This is a genomic window from Brachybacterium sp. NBEC-018, assembly GCF_024860185.1.
GTDB lineage: Bacteria > Actinomycetota > Actinomycetes > Actinomycetales > Dermabacteraceae > Brachybacterium > Brachybacterium rhamnosum.
Genome location: NZ_CP100650.1, coordinates 3,515,706 through 3,531,611 on the forward strand (window position 1 = coordinate 3,515,706; position 15,906 = coordinate 3,531,611).

Consider the following 15,906-nt stretch of genomic DNA (forward strand, 5'->3'; position numbering starts at 1 on the left):
CTTCCCCTCACATGCGAAGGGCCCGGTCACCGCACCTGCGGTGGCCGGGCCCTTCGCTGTGCGCTCAGAGCACCGCGCGGAGCACGACGAGAAGGAGCGTCGCCCCGAGCACGGCGATGACGGGAACGTTCCAGCGGGTGCGGGCGCGGCCGGTGCCGACCTCCGCCTCGTGGTGCTCCTGCCAGGCCTCGACGCGGTCGACGACGACGGCACTGCGGGCGTCGCGCTGGTCCTTGCGCAGCCGCTCCTCGGGGCCCATGCGCACGCGGGGTCCGCCGTCGGCCGCGGCCTCGCGGCGGCGCAGGGGGTTGTCGCGGCGCAGGCCGGGGGCGTTCCAGGCGGTGAGGGTCTGCTCGGTGCCGTCGGCCGTGATCGCGTCGACGCGGAGCATGGCGCCGAGGCGCACCTCGCGGATCGCGGTGAAGGGCAGCACGTGGGTGCGCCACACGTTGCGGATCTCGAGGCTCTCCCGGTGCAGCACCACCCGGGGCGCCCACAGGAGCGCCCAGACGACGGCGAGGAGCAGCAGCAGCCCGGGCAGCAGCAGCGCACCGGTGAGCCCGGCGCGCAGCACCGCGTCGAGGGCGAGCAGCGCCGCGGCGACGGCCACGACGATCATGATCACCTCCGCGCTGCGGGGGCGCAGGGTCAGCGGTCGGGCGGGATCGGGCGCAGCGGGCATGCGCCCACGGTAGTGGAACGACCTGTCCATGACCTGCTCACAGATCGAGGACGAGCACGCTCTCCCCCGGCGCGGCCGCGTCGGGGAGCGACCCGTCGAGCAGCACGAGCGCGTCCGCCCGGCCGTAGGGGGCGAGCCGTCGTCCGGGCAGCGTGTCCACGCTCTCGCGGCCGCCGGCCCCGCGGCGCAGCCTCCCGGCGACGACGGTGAGCCCCGGGCGGCGCACCGCGAAGGACCCCTCCCCCACGAGGACGCGGCGCGGAGCGAGGGCGGGCCCCGGCAGCAGCGGCCGCACGAACAGGTGGTAGCCCACGAGCGCGCCGACGGGGGTGCCGGGCAGGTGGACGACGGGCGTGCCGCGGTCGGCCCCGTCGGCAGGAGGCAGGGTCCCGTGCCCCTGCGGCCCGCCGGGCCGCAGGGCGAGGTGCGCGAAGCGGGAGGTGCCGGCGCCGCCCGGGCCCAGCAGCGACTTCACCACGTCGTAGGCGCCGTGGCCGATCCCGCCGGTCGTGACGACGAGGTCCGCTGCCCGGGCGGCGTCCGCGAGCACCGCGCGGAGCCGGGCGGGGTCGTCGGGGCCGCGGAGCACCCGCGGGATCGCGCCGTGGGTGACGAGCGCCGCGGCGAGCATCGTCCCGTCGGACTCGCGGACGGTCCCGGGGACGGCCGGGCCGGCGCCCGTGAGCTCGTCCCCGGTGACGACGACGCCCACCCGCGGCGGCGCGTGCACCTCGAGGTCGGTCACGCCGAGGGCGGCCGCGAGCCCGATGAGGGCGGCGCCCACCCGGGTCCCGGCGGGGGCGAGCTCCTCGCCGCGGGTGACCTCCTCCCCGGGGCCGCGCACGTGCTTGCGCGGGGGCAGCGGCGACGCGAGGGTGATCCGCACGGTGGCGGGGGCGGGGCCGACGGGATCCGCGTCGGTGTCCTCGACGGGGACGACGGCGTCCGCCCCGGGCGGCAGCGGGGCGCCGGTCATGATGCGGGCGGCGGTGCCGGGCGCGAGCGGTGCGGGTCGTCCGGGTCGGGCGGGGAGGTCCGCGACGACGGGGAGCACGGTCGTGCCGGGGGCGGTGAGCTCCGCGCGGCGCACCGCGAAGCCGTCCATCGCGGAGAGGTCCTGGGCGGGGAGCTCCTCGGGGCTGGTCAGGGGCGCGGCGAGCACCCGGCCGGCCGCCTCCGCGAGCGGGACGCGAGCGGTGCGCGGGGTCCCGTCACGCAAGGTCCTGTCACGCCGGGCCCTCTCTCGCAGGGCGCGGTGCGCCTGCACGATCTCGTCCCGCCACTGCCACGGATCGCCGCGGTGCTCGCCCATGCTGCTCCTCCCCGGCCTGCGGGGCCGTGCTCGGGGGCATCGTCCCATCACGGGCCGCTCCCATGGGGCACCCTGCCACCTCCCCGTCTCCCGGTGCATCATGGAGCCATGCGTGAGATCCGTTTCGACAGCTTCGGCGGCCCCGAGGTCCTGACGCTCCACACCGACGCCCCGCAGCCCGTGGCCGGCCCGGGCGAGGTGCTCGTGGAGGTCTCCTACGTGGGTCTGAACCCCCTGGACTACAAGATCCGCGACGGCTCCTCCGGCCGCTCGAAGGATCTCGTGCTCCCGGCCGGGACGGGCCGCGAGATGGCGGGCGTGGTGCTCTCCGCCGGTCCCGACCTCGACGAGGCGGAGCTCGAGGCGCGCGGCGTCGCCCCCGGCACCCGGGTGTTCGGCATGCGCGCCGGCGCGGACCAGCGCGGCACGGCGGCGGAGGTCATCGCGATCGCGGCGGACGATCTCGCCCCGATCCCGGACGAGGTCACCGCCGAGGAGCTCCCCCGCTGGGCGGGCCTCGCCCTCGTGGGCCTCACGGCGATCGCCGCGGTGCGCGACAGCGCCCGGATCACCGAGGGCGAGACGGTGCTCGTGCACGGCGGCGCGGGCGGCGTGGGCCAGCTGCTGATCCCCATGGCCCTCGAGGCCGGCGCCAGCCAGGTGTGGGCGACGGGCCGCGCGGCGAACGCGGAGCGGATCCGCGAGCTGGGCGCGACCCCGATCGCGTACGACGACGCCGACTGGCGCGCCGAGATCGACGAGGCGACGGGCGGCCGCGGCGTGGACGTCGTGCTGGACACGCACTACTTCACGACCTTCGTGCCGAGCCTGGACCATCTCGCCCCGGGCGGGCGGATCGTCACCCTCCCCACCCTCGCGGACACCGCCCCCGCGACCGAGCGCGGCATCGAGGTGCACGTGCCGCAGCTGGTGCCCGGCCGCGACCGCCTGGACCACCTCGTGCAGGGCCTGCGCTCGGGCGCCTACCCGCTCGAGGCCTCCACGGTGCTGCCGCTCGGCGAGATCGCCCGCGCGCACCGCCTGCTCGCGGAGGGCCACACGCGCGGCAAGCTCGTGCTGGACGCGCACGCCTGAACGGCCGCCCCGGCGCGGCGCCGCCGGTAGGGTGTCGGGTATGCCCTCCGCCCCTGCCGACGACGCCGCGCGGGCGATCGAGCCCCTGCTGCACCCCCAGGGCTGGGCGCTGCTGAACTCCCTCCCGCCGTACCGCGAGCAGGACGTCCTGTCCCGCTCGAGCTCCCTGCGCGAGGCGGGGCACGCCCCGGAGCTCGTCTCCGCCGCCCTCACCCAGTCGCGCCTGCGCGCCCGCGGGGAGGAGAAGTTCGGCGAGTTCGCGCGCTCCATGCTGTTCACCGAGCACGGCCTCGAGCAGGCGACCCGCCTGCCGGTCGCGGCCCTGCACGCCGAGCGCTTCCAGCGCGCCGGGGTCTCCGCCGTGGCGGATCTGGGCTGCGGGATCGGCGGGGACGCGATGGCCCTCGCGGGCCTCGGCCTCGACGTGCGCGCCGTGGACCGTGACCCGCTCACGGTGGCCGTCGCGACGGTCAACCTGCGCCCCTTCCCCTCCGCGGCCGTGCACCTGGGTAGCGCGGAGGACCACGACCCCGGGCTGACCGACGGCATCTGGCTGGATCCCGCCCGCCGCGCTCCCGCGCGCGGTTCGGCGCGCGGCGCACGCCGGCTCCACGACCCCGAGGAGTACGAGCCGCCGCTGTCCTTCGTGCTCGACCTCGCCCACCGGCTCGGGGAGCGCGGCGGTGCCGCGCCCGGGACGCTCGGCGCGCTCGGCGCGAAGCTCGGCCCGGCCGTGGACCGCTCCGCGCTGCCCGAGGACGTCGAGGTCCAGTGGCTGTCGCTGCACGGGAGCGTGCTCGAGGCGGTCCTGTGGTGCGGGCCGCTCGCGCGCGAGGGGGTCCGCTCCTCCGCCCTCGTCATCGGCCGCGAGGGGGCGCACCGACTGGACCTGCGCGCGGACTCCCCCGGCGACCCGGTGCCCGGCGCGCTCGGCGACCATCTCTACGAGCCCGACGGCGCCGTCATCCGGGCCGGTCTGCTCGGCGCCCTCGCCGAGCGGCTCGGGGCGCGCACCCTCGACCCGACGATCGCCTATCTCACCGCGGATCGCCGCGTCGACTCGCCCCTCGCGCGCGGCTACGCCGTCCGCGACGTCATGCCCTTCTCGATCAAGGCCCTCACGGGCTACCTGCGCGAGCACCGGATCGGGGTGCTCGAGATCAAGAAGCGGGGCACCGCCGTCGAGCCCGAGGAGCTGCGCCGCAGGCTGCGTCCCCGCCGCTTCGGCCACGAGGCCGCGACGCTCGTGCTCACCCGGATCGCCGGGGAGCAGTCGGTGATCGTCGCGTCACCGCACGGGAGCACGGGGGCATGACCACCCCGGGCAGGGCTCCACGCCGCCGCGCGCTCGCGCCGCTGCTGGTCCTGCTCGGTGTGCTCGCCCTGGTGATGCTCGCCCTGGGCGCCGGAGCGGATCGCGGCACGCTCGCCCTGTTCGACGGGCAGGAGCGCACCGCTCCCCCGCCGCCCGCCGAGGGCCAGGCCTACGAGGAGCCCGAATGGGCGACGGAGGACCAGCCCACGATCCCCCCGCCGATCCAGCCCATGTCCCGGGAGTCCTTCGTGCGGATCCTCGTGGTGCTCGGCGTGATCGCCGCGGCCCTCGTGGCCCTCGTCGCCTACCGCATGTGGCGCCTCGCCCCGGAGCGGCTGCGCAGCGCCGGCGAGGTGGAGGACGAGGCGGGCTTCACGACGGAGCAGGCCCGGGACGCGCTCGCCGAGGCCCGCCGCTCGCTCTCCACCGTCGTCTCCGCGCACGACGCCGTGATCGCCGCCTGGCTCGCCCTCGAGCGGGCGATCGGCCGGGCCGGGGTGAGCCGGGCGCCCTCGCAGACGACCCTCGAGTACGTGGTGGCGGTGCTCGGCGCGCTCGCACTCGACGCCGCCGCCCTCGACGAGCTCGCCGGACTGTACCGGCGCGCCCTGTTCGACCCGCACCCGCTCGCCGAGGCGGACCGGGACCGCGCCCTGCTGCTGCTCGAGCGGCTCGAGACGCAGCTGCAGGAGGCATCGTGAACGGGCGCGGCACGGGTCTCGCGGTGCGGCTGCTGATCGGCGCCGCGACCGCGCTCGTCGTCGTGCTCGTGTGCTCCCTGTTCGACCTGCAGCTCGCGCTCCCGCTGCCGCTCGCCCTCGGCCTCGCGGCGGGCGCGATCGCCTGGTGGGTGCACGTCGGCGTGGACCATGCCGATCAGCTGCACTCCCCGCCGCTGGACCTCGACGTCGACTACGCCCTGCCCCATGCGCAGGACCAGCGGGTGCGCCGGCTCGAGGAGACGATCCACGGCGCCGGCCCGCGCCGCCGGATGACGACCGGCGCGCTCGTGCGGGAGCTCGAGGGCCTCGCCGCGGCGCGCGGCGTGCACCTGGACCTGCCGCGCCGCAGCGGGCCCGACGGCCCCGAGGCCGTGCCCGTGGACAGGGCCGCCCTGCACCGACACCTGAGACAGCTCGCCGCCGCCGACGAGGAGAGGCTCCCATGACCGACACCCCGCAGCACCCCGCCCCCACGACCGGAGCGGGAGCGCCCCCGCCGTCGGACGTCCCCGCCGCGAGCCGTGCGGCCGCCCGCGTGCTCGACGCCGTCGAGGGCGCCGTGGTGGGCAAGCGCACCGCCCTCGAGCTCGTGCTCGCCGGGGTCCTCGCGGGCGGCCACGTGCTGCTCGAGGACCTCCCGGGGCTCGGCAAGACCCTCGCCGCGCGCTCCTTCGCGCAGGCGCTCGGGCTGCCCTTCACGCGCGCCCAGTTCACGCCGGACCTGCTGCCCGCCGATCTCACCGGCGCCGAGGTGTTCGACCAGCGCACGGGGGAGTTCGTGTTCCGGCCCGGTCCCGTCTTCACGGGCCTCCTGCTCGCCGACGAGATCAACCGGACCCCGCCGAAGACCCAGTCCGCGCTGCTCGAGGCGATGCAGGAGCGGCAGGTCTCCGTCGAGGGGACGACCCGCCCGCTGCCCCGCCCCTTCCACGTGCTCGCGACCGCGAACCCCGTCGAGCACGAGGGCACGTACCCGCTCCCGGAGGCCCAGCTGGACCGCTTCCTGCTGCGGCTCTCCTTCGGCTACCCGACGCCCGAGGAGGAGTGGGACGTCGTCTCCCGCCGCCTCGTGCGGCGCCGGGAGGAGCAGTCCGTCCCCCAGGTGCTCGACGGCGAGGGTCTGCTCGCCGTGCAGGCCGCCGTGGAGACGGTGCACGTGGCCGACGCCGTGGGCCGGTACGCGGTCGAGCTCGTGGGCCGCACCCGCGAGCACGCGCACGCCCTCGTGGGCGCCTCGCCCCGCGGGACCCTCGCGCTCATCACGTGCGCGCGGGCGCTCGCGGTGATCCGCGGCCGCGACTACGTGGTCCCCGAGGACGTCAAGGCCCTCGCCCACCCGGCGCTCGACCACCGCGTGACCGTCAAGCCGGAGCTGTGGCTGCAGAACGCGACCGGGGCGGGCGTGGTCTCCGCGGTGCTCGAGCAGGTCCCGGTCCCCGCCGCGGAGCAGCCCTCCGCAGCCGGGACCGGCGGGACCGTCGGGCCCGCCGGCGAGCGGGCCGGCAGCGACGGATGACCTCCTCCCCCGCTCCCCCGGCGACGACCCGGCGCCTGCGCGACCGGCCGTCGGCCGCGCTCGTGCGCGCCGGGGCCGTGGGCTGCGGCGGGGCGCTGCTCGCGGTGCTCGTGGGGCGGCCGCTCGTGCTCCTCGTCGTCGTCCCGCTGCTCGTGTGGGCGCTCGTCGCGATGCTCCGCCGTGATCCCGAGGGCGTGCCCTCCGCGCGGGTCGCGGCGTCGCGGCGGATCGTCGAGGAGGGGTCGAGCGTCGCGGTGGACGTGCGCACGGGGCCGGGGGTGCTCACCGCGGTGACCGTGCCGCTCACCAGCCACAGCGACCTCACGCCGCCGCACGGCTCCCTCGCGGGGGACGGCGCGGTGCGGATCGCGGTGCGCGCCCGGCGCTGGGGCCGGATCGCGGTGGGCCCGCTGCACGTCCTCGCCTCCGACCCGCTCGGCGCCTCGCGTGCACAGGTCGAGCTCGCTCCCGTGCACGTGCAGGTGCTGCCGGACGCCTCGGTGCTCGAGGCCCCCGTCGAGGTGCCCACCCCGATCGGCGTGAGCGGTGTGCACCTCTCCCGCCGGCGCGGGGACGGCACGGCCCTCGCGGAGGTGCGGGCCTTCCGCCCGGGCGACCGCCTGCACCGCGTGAACTGGCGGGTCACGAGCCGCACCGGCACCCTCCACACCAACGCGACCTTCACCGAGCAGGACACGGACGTGCTCATCGTGACGGACACGATCGCGGACGTCCTGCCCGCGCCGTGGGCGGGACCGGACGCCCCCAGCAGCCTCGACGTGACCGTGCGGGCGACGGCCGCCGTGGCCCGCCACTACCTGACCGCCGGGGACCGGGTGGGCGTGTTCGACGTGGGCCACCTGCTGGGCCCCGTGCGCCCGGGGACCGGGCCGCGGCAGCTGCGCGTGCTCACCGACGCCCTCTCGCGCGCCGCCCGTGACACGGGCGCCCCGAAGCCCGCGCGGCGGCTGCGCTCGGTGCGCCCGGGCACGCTCGTGGTGGTCTGCTCCCCGCTGCTCGCCGTGCCCGCGATCGAGCAGATCGGCGTGCTCGTCGCGCACGGGGCGGACGTCGTCGTCGTGGACACCCTGCCCGCGAGCGTGGGCGACACCTCGGTGCTCCACGGCCGGCCGCTCGCCGTGGACGGCCGCGCGAGCGAGCGATTCTGGGCGGAGGCCTGGGCGCTGCGGCGCCTGCAGCGGGAGGAGACCGTGCGCGAGCTGCGGGAGTCCGGGGTGCCGGTCACGCCCTGGGAGGGGCCGAGCTCGCTCGCGCCCGTGCTGCTCTCGCTGACCGCCGCCCGCACCGCGCCGCGACGGAGGCGGTCCTGATGCGGTGGATCCAGCGGTTCGTCGACCCGCTCGCCCGGGGGCTGCTCCTGCTGCGCACGGTGAGCCCCGAGCAGGCGGGCCTGCGCCTGCTCGGCATCGCCGCGACCGCGGCCGCGCTGCTGCTCACGCTGCCCGGGGGCCTGTTCTCGGGCCTCGGCCCGGCGCTGCTCTCCCTCGCCGCGATCGCGGGGCTGATCGCCTCGACCCTCGCCCCGGACTCGGACCTCGGGCTGCTCGCCCCCGCCGCCGTGGTGCTCGCGCTCGTGCCGCAGGCGGAGCTGACCGCGGGCCGGGCCGTGCTCGTGGCGCTGTGCCTGCTCGCGGCGCACTGCGCGTGGGCGCTCGCGGCGACGATCCCGCTGCACGGCCGCCTCACCCGCGCCGCGTGGGCGCTCACGGGACGTGCGCACCTGGTGGTGCTCGTGGCCTCCGCGGCGGGCGCCGGGCTCGTGCTGCTCGTCTCCCGGGTGGACCTCGGCCCCTGGATGCTGGTCCCCGCGGTGCTCGCGCTCGCCGCGCTCACCGTCGTGGTGCTCCCCCGCCGGGAGCGCTGAGGCGGACCCCGTCGGCCGTCGGGGCCCGTCCGGTACGCCCTGGGCGGATCCCCGTGTTCCGTGCGCGACCTCCGCTTCCACCGCCGTGCGCGGGAGGTCTAGCGTGGCCGGCATGTGGCAGATGATGGACCTCCTGTACGGGCACAAGAAGCAGATGGTCTCGCGCGAGGAGGCTCTCCCGGGGCGCCCCGGCTACGCCTATCCCCTGGTGCGCGAGCACGCGGTGCTCGGCACGGACATGCTCGGCCCCGATGCGCCGACGGACCCGGCCCCCTGGCCGGCGGGCGCCGAGGAGATCGTCCTCGCGGGCGGCTGCTTCTGGGGCGTGGAGCGCATCGCCTGGGAGGTCCCGGGCGTGCACACGACCTCCGCCGGCTACGCGGGCGGCTTCACCGCGCACCCCACCTACGAGGAGGTCTTCTCCGCACGGACGGGTCACGCGGAGGCCGTGCGGGTGGTCTACACGGGCGGCGAGGAGACCCTCCGCGCCCTGCTCACCGCGTTCTGGGAGCAGCACGATCCCACGACGGCGAACCGCCAGGGCAACGACGTGGGCACCGAGTACCGCAGCGCCGTGTACTGGACCTCCGAGGCCCAGGGCCGTGTGGTGCGCGACAGCGCCGAGCGCTACCAGCGCGCCCTCGACGCGGCGGGCCGCGGCGCGATCACGACGGAGCTCGCCCCGCTCGCGGAGGCCGGCGACGGCCGCTACTACACGGCGGAGCCCGAGCACCAGCAGTACCTCGCGAAGAACCCCGGCGGGTACTGCAACCACGGCTTCAACGGCGTGGCCTGCTCGATCGGCTGAGCCCCTCCCGTGACGACGTCCCCCTGAGCGCGGCGCTCAGGCGCCGCCGGCCGCCGCGAGCACGCGGGACAGCGGGGCGTAGTGCGCGTGGACGGCGGCCCGATAGGCCTCCGCGTCCCCGGCCTCGAGCGCGGTGACCATCGCCCGGTGCGCCTCGACGGTGTCGAGGATGTCGGTCGCCGGAGGCAGCCCGAGCAGCGGCACGGCGGAGGTGTGGATCTCCCAGAAGGCCTGCGCGAGCTGGGCGAGCAGGTGGTTGGAGACGGGGGCGAGCAGCGCGGCGTGGAAGGCGGCGTCCGCCTCCGGGAAGGGCTCGCCGGCGTCCGCGAGCCGCCGCATCTCCCCCACGAGCTCCTCGAGCTCGGGGTTGGTGCTGCCGCGGTAGTGGTCCGCGAGCTCGGACGCGACGGCGAGGTCGAGCGCGATGCGCAGCTCGACCACCTCGCGCAGGGATCGCAGATCCGAGCCGTCGTCGAGCTGCGCGCGGAAGAGCAGGCCGTCCACGAGCGGCGCGAGGGAGAGGCCGCCGACGAAGGTGCCGTGCCCGTGACGGACCTCGACGATGTCGAGGGAGGCGAGGGTGCGCATGGCCTCCCGCAGTGAGGAGCGGGAGATCTCGAGCCGCTCGCACAGCGCGTTCTCGGTCGGCATCGGATCGCCGGGGCGGAGGCCCTCCTCGAGGATGAGGTCCTGGATGCGCCGCACGGCGGTCCCCTCCGTGGTGCTGCTGCGTGCCATGTCGTCTCCTTCTCGGGGCCGGGTCCATTCTGCCCGGGTCCCCTGCTGCGCCGTGAAGGTCTCGAAGAGGTCACGGCCCCCGGATCGTGGTTCGCGCCACGGCGGGGAAGGCGGTACAGTCCCGAACATCAGACATCATACGTCTGATGTTCCGGAGGACGAAGCGGTCGCTCTCACGACGCAGCGGGTCGCGAACCGCCGCCAGGAGGGCACCACTGTCGGTGTCCACCACGCCCGCCGGAGCTCTTCAGCGTGGAGCCGGTCCCGAGCGGGCCGCCCGACCGAAGGGATGCACCCCGTGAGCACCTCGACCAGCCGCCGCGGCTTCCTCCGCGGCACCACCGTCCTCGCCGGCGCCGCCGGCATCGTCGCGACCGTGGGCGCCTGCGCCCCCCGGGAGACCTCCGGCGGCACCGGGAGCCAGGCCTCCGACGCCGGCGCCGAGGCCGAGGAGGACGGCACCATCACCGCCGCGATCTCCTACGAGCTCGGCACCAACGGCTACGACCCCATGACGACCTCCGCCGCCCTCACCGTCGCCGTCAACTGGCACACCCTCGAAGGGCTCACCGAGCTGCACCCGGTGACCCGCGAGGTCTACGCGGCCCTCGCCGCGGAGCTCCCCACCTCGACCGGGACCAGCGTCGACGTGGCCCTGCGCGACGGCGCGACCTTCCACGACGGCACCCCCGTCACCGCGGACGACGTCGTCTTCTCCTTCGAGCGCGTGCTCGACCCGGAGAACGCCTCGCTCTACGCGAGCTTCATCGACGTCATCGAGGGCGTCACCGCGAAGGACGACTCCACCGTCACCATCGCCCTCAAGCACCCGGTCGCGATCCTCGCCGAGCGACTCAGCGTCGTGAAGATCGTCCCCCGGGCCGCCGTCGAGAAGGACCCCGAGGCCTTCGACGCGAAGCCCGTGGGCTCCGGCCCCTGGACCATGACCGACGGCGGCGCGTCCTCCAAGGCCGTCACCTTCGAGCGCTTCGACGCCTACAACGGCCCGCAGCCGGCGCTCGCGAAGTCCATGACCTGGCAGATCATCCCGGACGCCTCGACCCGCACCAACGCGCTGCAGTCCAGGACCGCGCAGGCCGTCGACTCGGTGCCCTACCTCTCGATCGACCAGCTGAAGGCCACGAGCACCGTCGAGTCCGCTCAGGGCTTCGGCCTCCTGTTCGCGATGTTCAACAACGCCGAGGGCAACCCCTTCGCGGACGTCAGGAACCGCCAGGCGTTCCTCTACGCCCTCGACATCGAGAAGGTCATCACCGACGGCCTCGCCGGCCAGGCCGAGGCCGCCACGAGCTTCGTCCAGAAGGACCACCCGCAGTACAAGGAGGCCTCGACGGTCTACGCGCAGGACCTCGAGAAGGCCACGGGCCTCTTCGCGGAGACCGGCCTGACCTCGTTCCGCCTGCTGTGCACCGACCACGACTGGGTCAAGCAGGTCTCGCCGATCATCCAGCAGTCCCTCGAGGCCGCCGGCGTGACCATCGAGTTCACGGAGAAGCAGTCCGCGGACGTCTACAACACGATCGACGGCAAGCCCGAGGCGTTCGACGTCGTCATCGCCCCCGGCGACCCCTCCGTGTTCGGCAACGACCCCGACCTGCTCATGCGCTGGTGGTACTACGGCGACACCTGGACCGACGGCCGCATGCACTGGAAGGGCTCGGACAGCTACCAGAAGGTCCACGACCTCCTGGACCAGGGCATGGAGCAGACCGACGAGGCCGCCCAGGTGGACATCTGGCACCAGCTCTTCGACCTCCTCTCCGACGAGGTCCCGCTGTACCCGCTGCTGCACCGCAAGTCCCCCACCGCCTGGGACGCCTCCACGCTCGTGGACTTCACGCCCACGGCCCTCACCGGCCTGAGCTTCGTGGGCGTCGGCTCCGCGCAGTAAGGCGCCCCGCCCCGACCCCTCCCGCGGGCGGGGCCCGTCGCCGCCGCGCGACGCGCCCCGCCCGCCACCGCCCGCCGCACCCGGCCCTCCTGGAGGCCCTCCCGTGACCCAGCTCCTCCGACTCGTCGGACGACGCCTCGTCTCCCTGCCGCTGATGATCCTCGGCGTCACCCTGCTCGTCTTCGTCGTCATGTCCTTCTCCCCCTCGGACCCCGCGCGCCTCGCGCTCGGGGAGTCCGCCTCCGCCGAGGCGCTCCAGAACTACCGGGAGGCCAACGGCCTGGACGACCCGCTGATCGTCCGCTACCTCTCCTTCCTCGGCGGCATGCTGCACGGTGACCTCGGCACCACCTCCGGCAGCACCCCGGTCACCGAGGTCGTCGCGAAGGCCTTCCCGATCACGCTGCAGCTGACCTTCCTGGGCCTCGCCTTCGCGATCGTCGTCGCCGCCGTGCTCGGCGTGCTCGCGGCCCTCTTCCGCGACCGCTGGGTCGACCAGGTGATCCGCGTGCTCTCGATCGCCGCGCTCGCGACCCCCAGCTTCTGGCTCGCGATCCTGCTCATCCAGTGGCTCGGCGAGGTGCCCGGCGGCTGGGGAGTCTTCCCCGCCCTCGTCGCGCAGTGGGTCGGCGCCCTCGCCGACCCGGCCACCTGGGCCCGCAACGTCGCCCTCCCCGCGATCGCGCTCGGCGTGCCCGTCGCCGGCTCCCTCACCCGCGTGGTCCGCACCGCGATGGTCGAGGAGCTGGACCGCGACTACGTCCGCACCGCCGTCGGCGCCGGTGTCCCCTACCCCGTCGTCGTCTCCCGCAACGTGCTGCGCAACGCCCTGATCACCCCGATCACGGTGCTCGGCCTGCGGGTCGGCTACCTCATGGGCGGCGCCGTGATCATCGAGATCATCTTCAACATCCAGGCGATGGGCCAGCTCATCCTCGACGGCGTGAAGCGCAACGACGTGTTCCTCGTGCAGGGCGTGACCCTCACCGTCGCGATCGCCTTCATCGTCGTGAACATCCTCGTGGACCTGCTGTACGTCCTCGTCAACCCGCGGATCAGGAGCATCTGACATGCGAGCGCGACTCCAGAACCGACTCACCTCCGTCTCCGGCGGCCGCCTGGGCGGCCTCCGGGACCTGCCCCTCGCTTCGAGGATCGCCGTGGGCTTCCTGCTGCTGCTGATCCTGGCGGCGGCGCTGGCCCCCCTCATCTCCCCCTACGACCCGCTCGCGACCGGCACCCCCGTGCAGCCGCCGAGCGGCGAGCACCTCATGGGCACCGACTCGGTGGGCCGCGACGTGCTCAGCCGGATCCTCCACGGCGCCCGCGCCTCGCTGCTGATCGGCCTCTGCGCGACCGGCGCCGCCCTCGTGGTCGCCGCGCTGCTGGGCTCCTTCGCGGCGACCGCCGCCCGGATCCCCTCCGAGATCCTCATGCGCGTGCTCGACGTGATCATGTCCTTCCCGGGCATCGCGCTCGCCGCCGTGTTCGTCGCCGTGTTCGGCACCTCGCTGCCGGTGCTGATCCTCGCGATCGCCTTCCTCTACGTGCCGCAGCTGGCGCGCGTGGTACGCGCGAACGTGCTCGCCCAGTTCGGCGAGGACTACGTGGCCGCCTCCCAGGTCATGGGCGCCTCCACCGGCTGGATCCTGATCAAGCACGTGGCCCGCAACTGCCTCGCCCCGATTCTCGTGTTCACGACCGTGCTCGTGGCCGACGCGATCGTCTTCGAGGCGTCGCTGTCCTTCATCAACGCCGGCGTGCAGCCCCCGAACCCCTCGTGGGGCAACATCATCGCCGAGGGCAAGGCCGTGCTCCTGGCCGGCTACTGGTGGCCCACCTTCTTCCCGGGCGTCGCGATCCTGCTGACGGTGCTCTCGCTGAACATCCTCTCCGAGGGGCTCACCGACGCCCTCGCGAGCCCCCGCGTGAAGCACACGGTCGACGTCGACGCCGACGAGCGCGCCGTCGAGACCGCCGCCACGGGCGACACCGGTCCCGATGAGGTGCTCGGCGCCGTCGACCACACCACGACCGACCACGTGCTCGCCGAGTCCCTGCGGCGCCTGCGCACCGCGGAGCTCGCCCGCCCCGCCCGCACCGGGATCGACCCCGCCGCCGCCCCCGTGCTCGAGGTCAAGGACCTCCACGTCTCCTTCCCCGAGGCCCACGGCGACGTGGACATCGTGGACGGCGTCTCCTTCACCGTGCGCCCCGGCGAGACGATGGGCCTGGTGGGCGAGTCCGGCTCCGGCAAGTCCGTCACGAGCCTCGCCGTGATGGGGCTCCTGCCCCGCACCGCGAAGGTCTCCGGCGAGGTCCTGCTGGACGGCGTGAACCTGCTGGACCTCGACGCCCGCCGGCTCAACGAGCTGCGCGGACACGGCGTCGCGATGATCTACCAGGACGCGCTGAGCTCGCTGAACCCCTCGATGCTCATCCGCTCCCAGATGGCGCAGCTGACCCGTCGCGGCGGCACCCGCAGCGCCGCGGAGCTGCTCGAGCTCGTGGGACTGGACGCGAAGCGCACCCTCGCCTCGTACCCGCACGAGCTCTCCGGCGGCCAGCGCCAGCGCGTGCTCATCGCCATGGCGCTCACCCGGGACCCGCGCGTGGTCATCGCCGACGAGCCCACCACGGCCCTGGACGTCACCGTCCAGAAGCAGGTCGTCGAGCTGCTGCTGCGGCTGCGCGACGAGCTCGGCTTCGCGATGGTGTTCGTCAGCCACGACCTCGCGCTCGTCGCGCAGCTCGCCCACCGCGTGACCGTCATGTACGCCGGCCAGGTCGTCGAGCAGGGCGACACCCGTGACCTGCTCGTGGATCCCCGTCACGAGTACACCCGCGGCCTGCTGGGATCGGTGCTCTCGATCGAGGCGCAGGCCGAGCGGCTGCTGCAGGTGCCGGGCACCGTGCCCTCCCCGCGGGAGTTCGCGCGCGGCGACCGCTTCGCCCCGCGCAGCCAGGACCCCGCCGCCCGCGCGGACCTCCCGCCGCGGCTGCTCCCCGTCCCGGGCACCACCCATCTCGTGGCCGCGACCGGGGACCTCCCCGGCGCCCTGGCCGCCGCCGAGGCAGGAGAGAAGCGATGAGCGAGACCACCACCCCCGTCATCGAGCTGCGGGACGTGCACGTCGTGCACAAGCTGCGCACCGGCTCCCTGCTGCGACCGGACACGATCCGCGCCGTGGACGGCATCAGCGTCTCGCTGGGCCGCGGCGAGGTCCTCGGGATCGTCGGCGAGTCCGGCTCCGGGAAGTCGACCCTGGCCCGGGTGATGACCGGCCTGCAGCCGGTGACCAGCGGCGAGGTGCTCTTCCAGGGCAAGCGCCTGGGCCGCTCCCGGGCGGCGCGCCGCGAGCTGGGACGCACCGTCTCCGTGGTCTTCCAGGACCCGGCGACGGCGCTGAACCCGCGGATGCTCGTGCGCGAGGCGCTCATGGATCCGCTGCGCGTGCACGGGATCGGCACCGAGGCGCAGCGCCTCGCGACCGTCACCGAGCTCGTGCACAAGGTGGGCCTGCCCGCCTCCGCGCTCGACGTGCTGCCCCGGCAGATCTCCGGCGGTCAGCGCCAGCGCGTGGCGATCGCCCGCGCGCTCGCGCTCCAGCCGGACGTCATCGTCGCGGACGAGCCCACGAGCGCCCTCGACGTCTCGGTGCGCGCGCAGGTGCTGAACCTGCTCACGGACCTCAAGAAGGAGCTGGGACTGGGCCTCGTGTTCATCTCCCACGACATCTCGACCGTCCGGTTCGTCTCCGACTCGATCATCGTCATGCACCGCGGCAAGGTCGTGGAGCAGGGCGACGCGGCGAGCGTCTTCGCCTCCGCGACCGACGAGTACACGCGCAGCCTGCTGGCCGCCGCACCGTCCCTCCTCTGACCCCTCCCTCCCACCTCTCACCTTCCTCACGCAGACCT

At 75.0% G+C, this 15,906-nt stretch carries 15 protein-coding genes; 12 read left to right on the forward strand and 3 right to left on the reverse strand.

The features are described 5' to 3' along the window. Positions 1 to 64 precede the first annotated feature (64 nt). Together NLU66_RS15995 and NLU66_RS16000 are read right to left on the reverse strand one after the other, a co-directional pair. Positions 65 to 682 carry a PH domain-containing protein gene (locus NLU66_RS15995; RefSeq protein WP_259360591.1) on the reverse strand — a complete coding sequence of 206 codons (618 nt, stop codon included), beginning with the start codon at positions 680 to 682 and terminating at the stop codon, positions 65 to 67. A gap of 37 nt (positions 683 to 719) precedes the next feature. Continuing rightward, entirely contained in the window at positions 720 to 1,994 is a 1,275-nt protein-coding gene (locus tag NLU66_RS16000; RefSeq protein WP_259360592.1) for a molybdopterin molybdotransferase MoeA, read from the reverse strand. 108 nt (positions 1,995 to 2,102) lie between these two features. Here NLU66_RS16000 and NLU66_RS16005 point away from each other — a divergent pair, with 108 nt between their 5' ends. From NLU66_RS16005 to msrA, 8 genes are all read left to right on the forward strand, one after another. Next, the gene (locus NLU66_RS16005; RefSeq protein ID WP_259360593.1) at positions 2,103 to 3,089 is read left to right on the forward strand and encodes an NADP-dependent oxidoreductase; all 987 of its coding nucleotides are present in this window, start codon (positions 2,103 to 2,105) and stop codon (positions 3,087 to 3,089) included. Between the two features lie 40 nt (positions 3,090 to 3,129). Beyond that, positions 3,130 to 4,404: a class I SAM-dependent methyltransferase gene (locus NLU66_RS16010; protein WP_259360594.1), complete on the forward strand. Its 1,275-nt coding sequence runs from the start codon at positions 3,130 to 3,132 to the stop codon at positions 4,402 to 4,404. Next, positions 4,401 to 5,105, forward strand: a complete 705-nt coding sequence (locus tag NLU66_RS16015; protein WP_259360595.1) for a DUF4129 domain-containing protein — start codon at positions 4,401 to 4,403, stop codon at positions 5,103 to 5,105. Before NLU66_RS16010 ends, NLU66_RS16015 begins: the two co-directional genes overlap by 4 nt. Further along, positions 5,102 to 5,572 (forward strand): hypothetical protein, encoded by a 471-nt coding sequence (locus NLU66_RS16020; RefSeq protein WP_137771451.1) that lies wholly within the window; start codon positions 5,102 to 5,104, stop codon positions 5,570 to 5,572. The genes NLU66_RS16015 and NLU66_RS16020 overlap by 4 nt, the downstream gene beginning before the upstream one ends. Beyond that, the gene (locus tag NLU66_RS16025) at positions 5,569 to 6,642 is read left to right on the forward strand and encodes an AAA family ATPase (RefSeq protein ID WP_259360596.1); all 1,074 of its coding nucleotides are present in this window, start codon (positions 5,569 to 5,571) and stop codon (positions 6,640 to 6,642) included. The genes NLU66_RS16020 and NLU66_RS16025 overlap by 4 nt, the downstream gene beginning before the upstream one ends. After that, the gene (locus NLU66_RS16030; RefSeq protein ID WP_259360597.1) at positions 6,639 to 7,973 is read left to right on the forward strand and encodes a DUF58 domain-containing protein; all 1,335 of its coding nucleotides are present in this window, start codon (positions 6,639 to 6,641) and stop codon (positions 7,971 to 7,973) included. The genes NLU66_RS16025 and NLU66_RS16030 overlap by 4 nt, the downstream gene beginning before the upstream one ends. Next, entirely contained in the window at positions 7,973 to 8,527 is a 555-nt protein-coding gene (locus NLU66_RS16035; RefSeq protein ID WP_259360598.1) for a hypothetical protein, read from the forward strand. Before NLU66_RS16030 ends, NLU66_RS16035 begins: the two co-directional genes overlap by 1 nt. A 112-nt stretch (positions 8,528 to 8,639) precedes the next feature. Beyond that, positions 8,640 to 9,335 carry a peptide-methionine (S)-S-oxide reductase MsrA gene (msrA, locus tag NLU66_RS16040; RefSeq protein ID WP_259360599.1) on the forward strand — a complete coding sequence of 232 codons (696 nt, stop codon included), beginning with the start codon at positions 8,640 to 8,642 and terminating at the stop codon, positions 9,333 to 9,335. Positions 9,336 to 9,371: 36 nt separating this feature from the next. Here msrA and NLU66_RS16045 read toward each other — a convergent pair whose 3' ends face one another. Continuing rightward, complete coding sequence (locus tag NLU66_RS16045; protein ID WP_259360600.1) at positions 9,372 to 10,073, reverse strand: FadR/GntR family transcriptional regulator; 702 nt, start codon at positions 10,071 to 10,073, stop codon at positions 9,372 to 9,374. A gap of 289 nt (positions 10,074 to 10,362) precedes the next feature. On the opposite strand from NLU66_RS16045, the gene NLU66_RS16050 reads away from it, so the two are divergent. From NLU66_RS16050 to NLU66_RS16065, 4 genes are all read left to right on the forward strand, one after another. Further along, positions 10,363 to 11,985 (forward strand): ABC transporter substrate-binding protein, encoded by a 1,623-nt coding sequence (locus NLU66_RS16050; RefSeq protein WP_267136237.1) that lies wholly within the window; start codon positions 10,363 to 10,365, stop codon positions 11,983 to 11,985. Positions 11,986 to 12,088: 103 nt separating this feature from the next. Beyond that, complete coding sequence (locus NLU66_RS16055) at positions 12,089 to 13,054, forward strand: ABC transporter permease (protein WP_259360602.1); 966 nt, start codon at positions 12,089 to 12,091, stop codon at positions 13,052 to 13,054. Position 13,055: 1 nt separating this feature from the next. Next, complete coding sequence (locus NLU66_RS16060; RefSeq protein ID WP_259360603.1) at positions 13,056 to 15,077, forward strand: dipeptide/oligopeptide/nickel ABC transporter permease/ATP-binding protein; 2,022 nt, start codon at positions 13,056 to 13,058, stop codon at positions 15,075 to 15,077. Further along, a complete protein-coding gene (locus NLU66_RS16065) occupies positions 15,074 to 15,868 on the forward strand; it encodes an ABC transporter ATP-binding protein (RefSeq protein ID WP_259360604.1) in 795 nt (264 codons plus the stop codon). The genes NLU66_RS16060 and NLU66_RS16065 overlap by 4 nt, the downstream gene beginning before the upstream one ends. The last annotated feature ends 38 nt before the right edge of the window (positions 15,869 to 15,906 follow it).

Coding starts and splice junctions, on each gene's coding strand:
- NLU66_RS15995 (WP_259360591.1), bottom strand. CDS start 682: ATGCCCGCTGCGCCCGATCCCGCCCGACCGCTGACCCTGCGCCCCCGC.
- NLU66_RS16030 (WP_259360597.1), top strand. CDS start 6,639: ATGACCTCCTCCCCCGCTCCCCCGGCGACGACCCGGCGCCTGCGCGAC.
- NLU66_RS16035 (WP_259360598.1), top strand. CDS start 7,973: ATGCGGTGGATCCAGCGGTTCGTCGACCCGCTCGCCCGGGGGCTGCTC.
- NLU66_RS16050 (WP_267136237.1), top strand. CDS start 10,363: ATGCACCCCGTGAGCACCTCGACCAGCCGCCGCGGCTTCCTCCGCGGC.
- NLU66_RS16015 (WP_259360595.1), top strand. CDS start 4,401: ATGACCACCCCGGGCAGGGCTCCACGCCGCCGCGCGCTCGCGCCGCTG.
- NLU66_RS16045 (WP_259360600.1), bottom strand. CDS start 10,073: ATGGCACGCAGCAGCACCACGGAGGGGACCGCCGTGCGGCGCATCCAG.
- NLU66_RS16005 (WP_259360593.1), top strand. CDS start 2,103: ATGCGTGAGATCCGTTTCGACAGCTTCGGCGGCCCCGAGGTCCTGACG.
- NLU66_RS16060 (WP_259360603.1), top strand. CDS start 13,056: ATGCGAGCGCGACTCCAGAACCGACTCACCTCCGTCTCCGGCGGCCGC.
- NLU66_RS16065 (WP_259360604.1), top strand. CDS start 15,074: ATGAGCGAGACCACCACCCCCGTCATCGAGCTGCGGGACGTGCACGTC.
- NLU66_RS16025 (WP_259360596.1), top strand. CDS start 5,569: ATGACCGACACCCCGCAGCACCCCGCCCCCACGACCGGAGCGGGAGCG.
- msrA (WP_259360599.1), top strand. CDS start 8,640: ATGTGGCAGATGATGGACCTCCTGTACGGGCACAAGAAGCAGATGGTC.
- NLU66_RS16010 (WP_259360594.1), top strand. CDS start 3,130: ATGCCCTCCGCCCCTGCCGACGACGCCGCGCGGGCGATCGAGCCCCTG.
- NLU66_RS16000 (WP_259360592.1), bottom strand. CDS start 1,994: ATGGGCGAGCACCGCGGCGATCCGTGGCAGTGGCGGGACGAGATCGTG.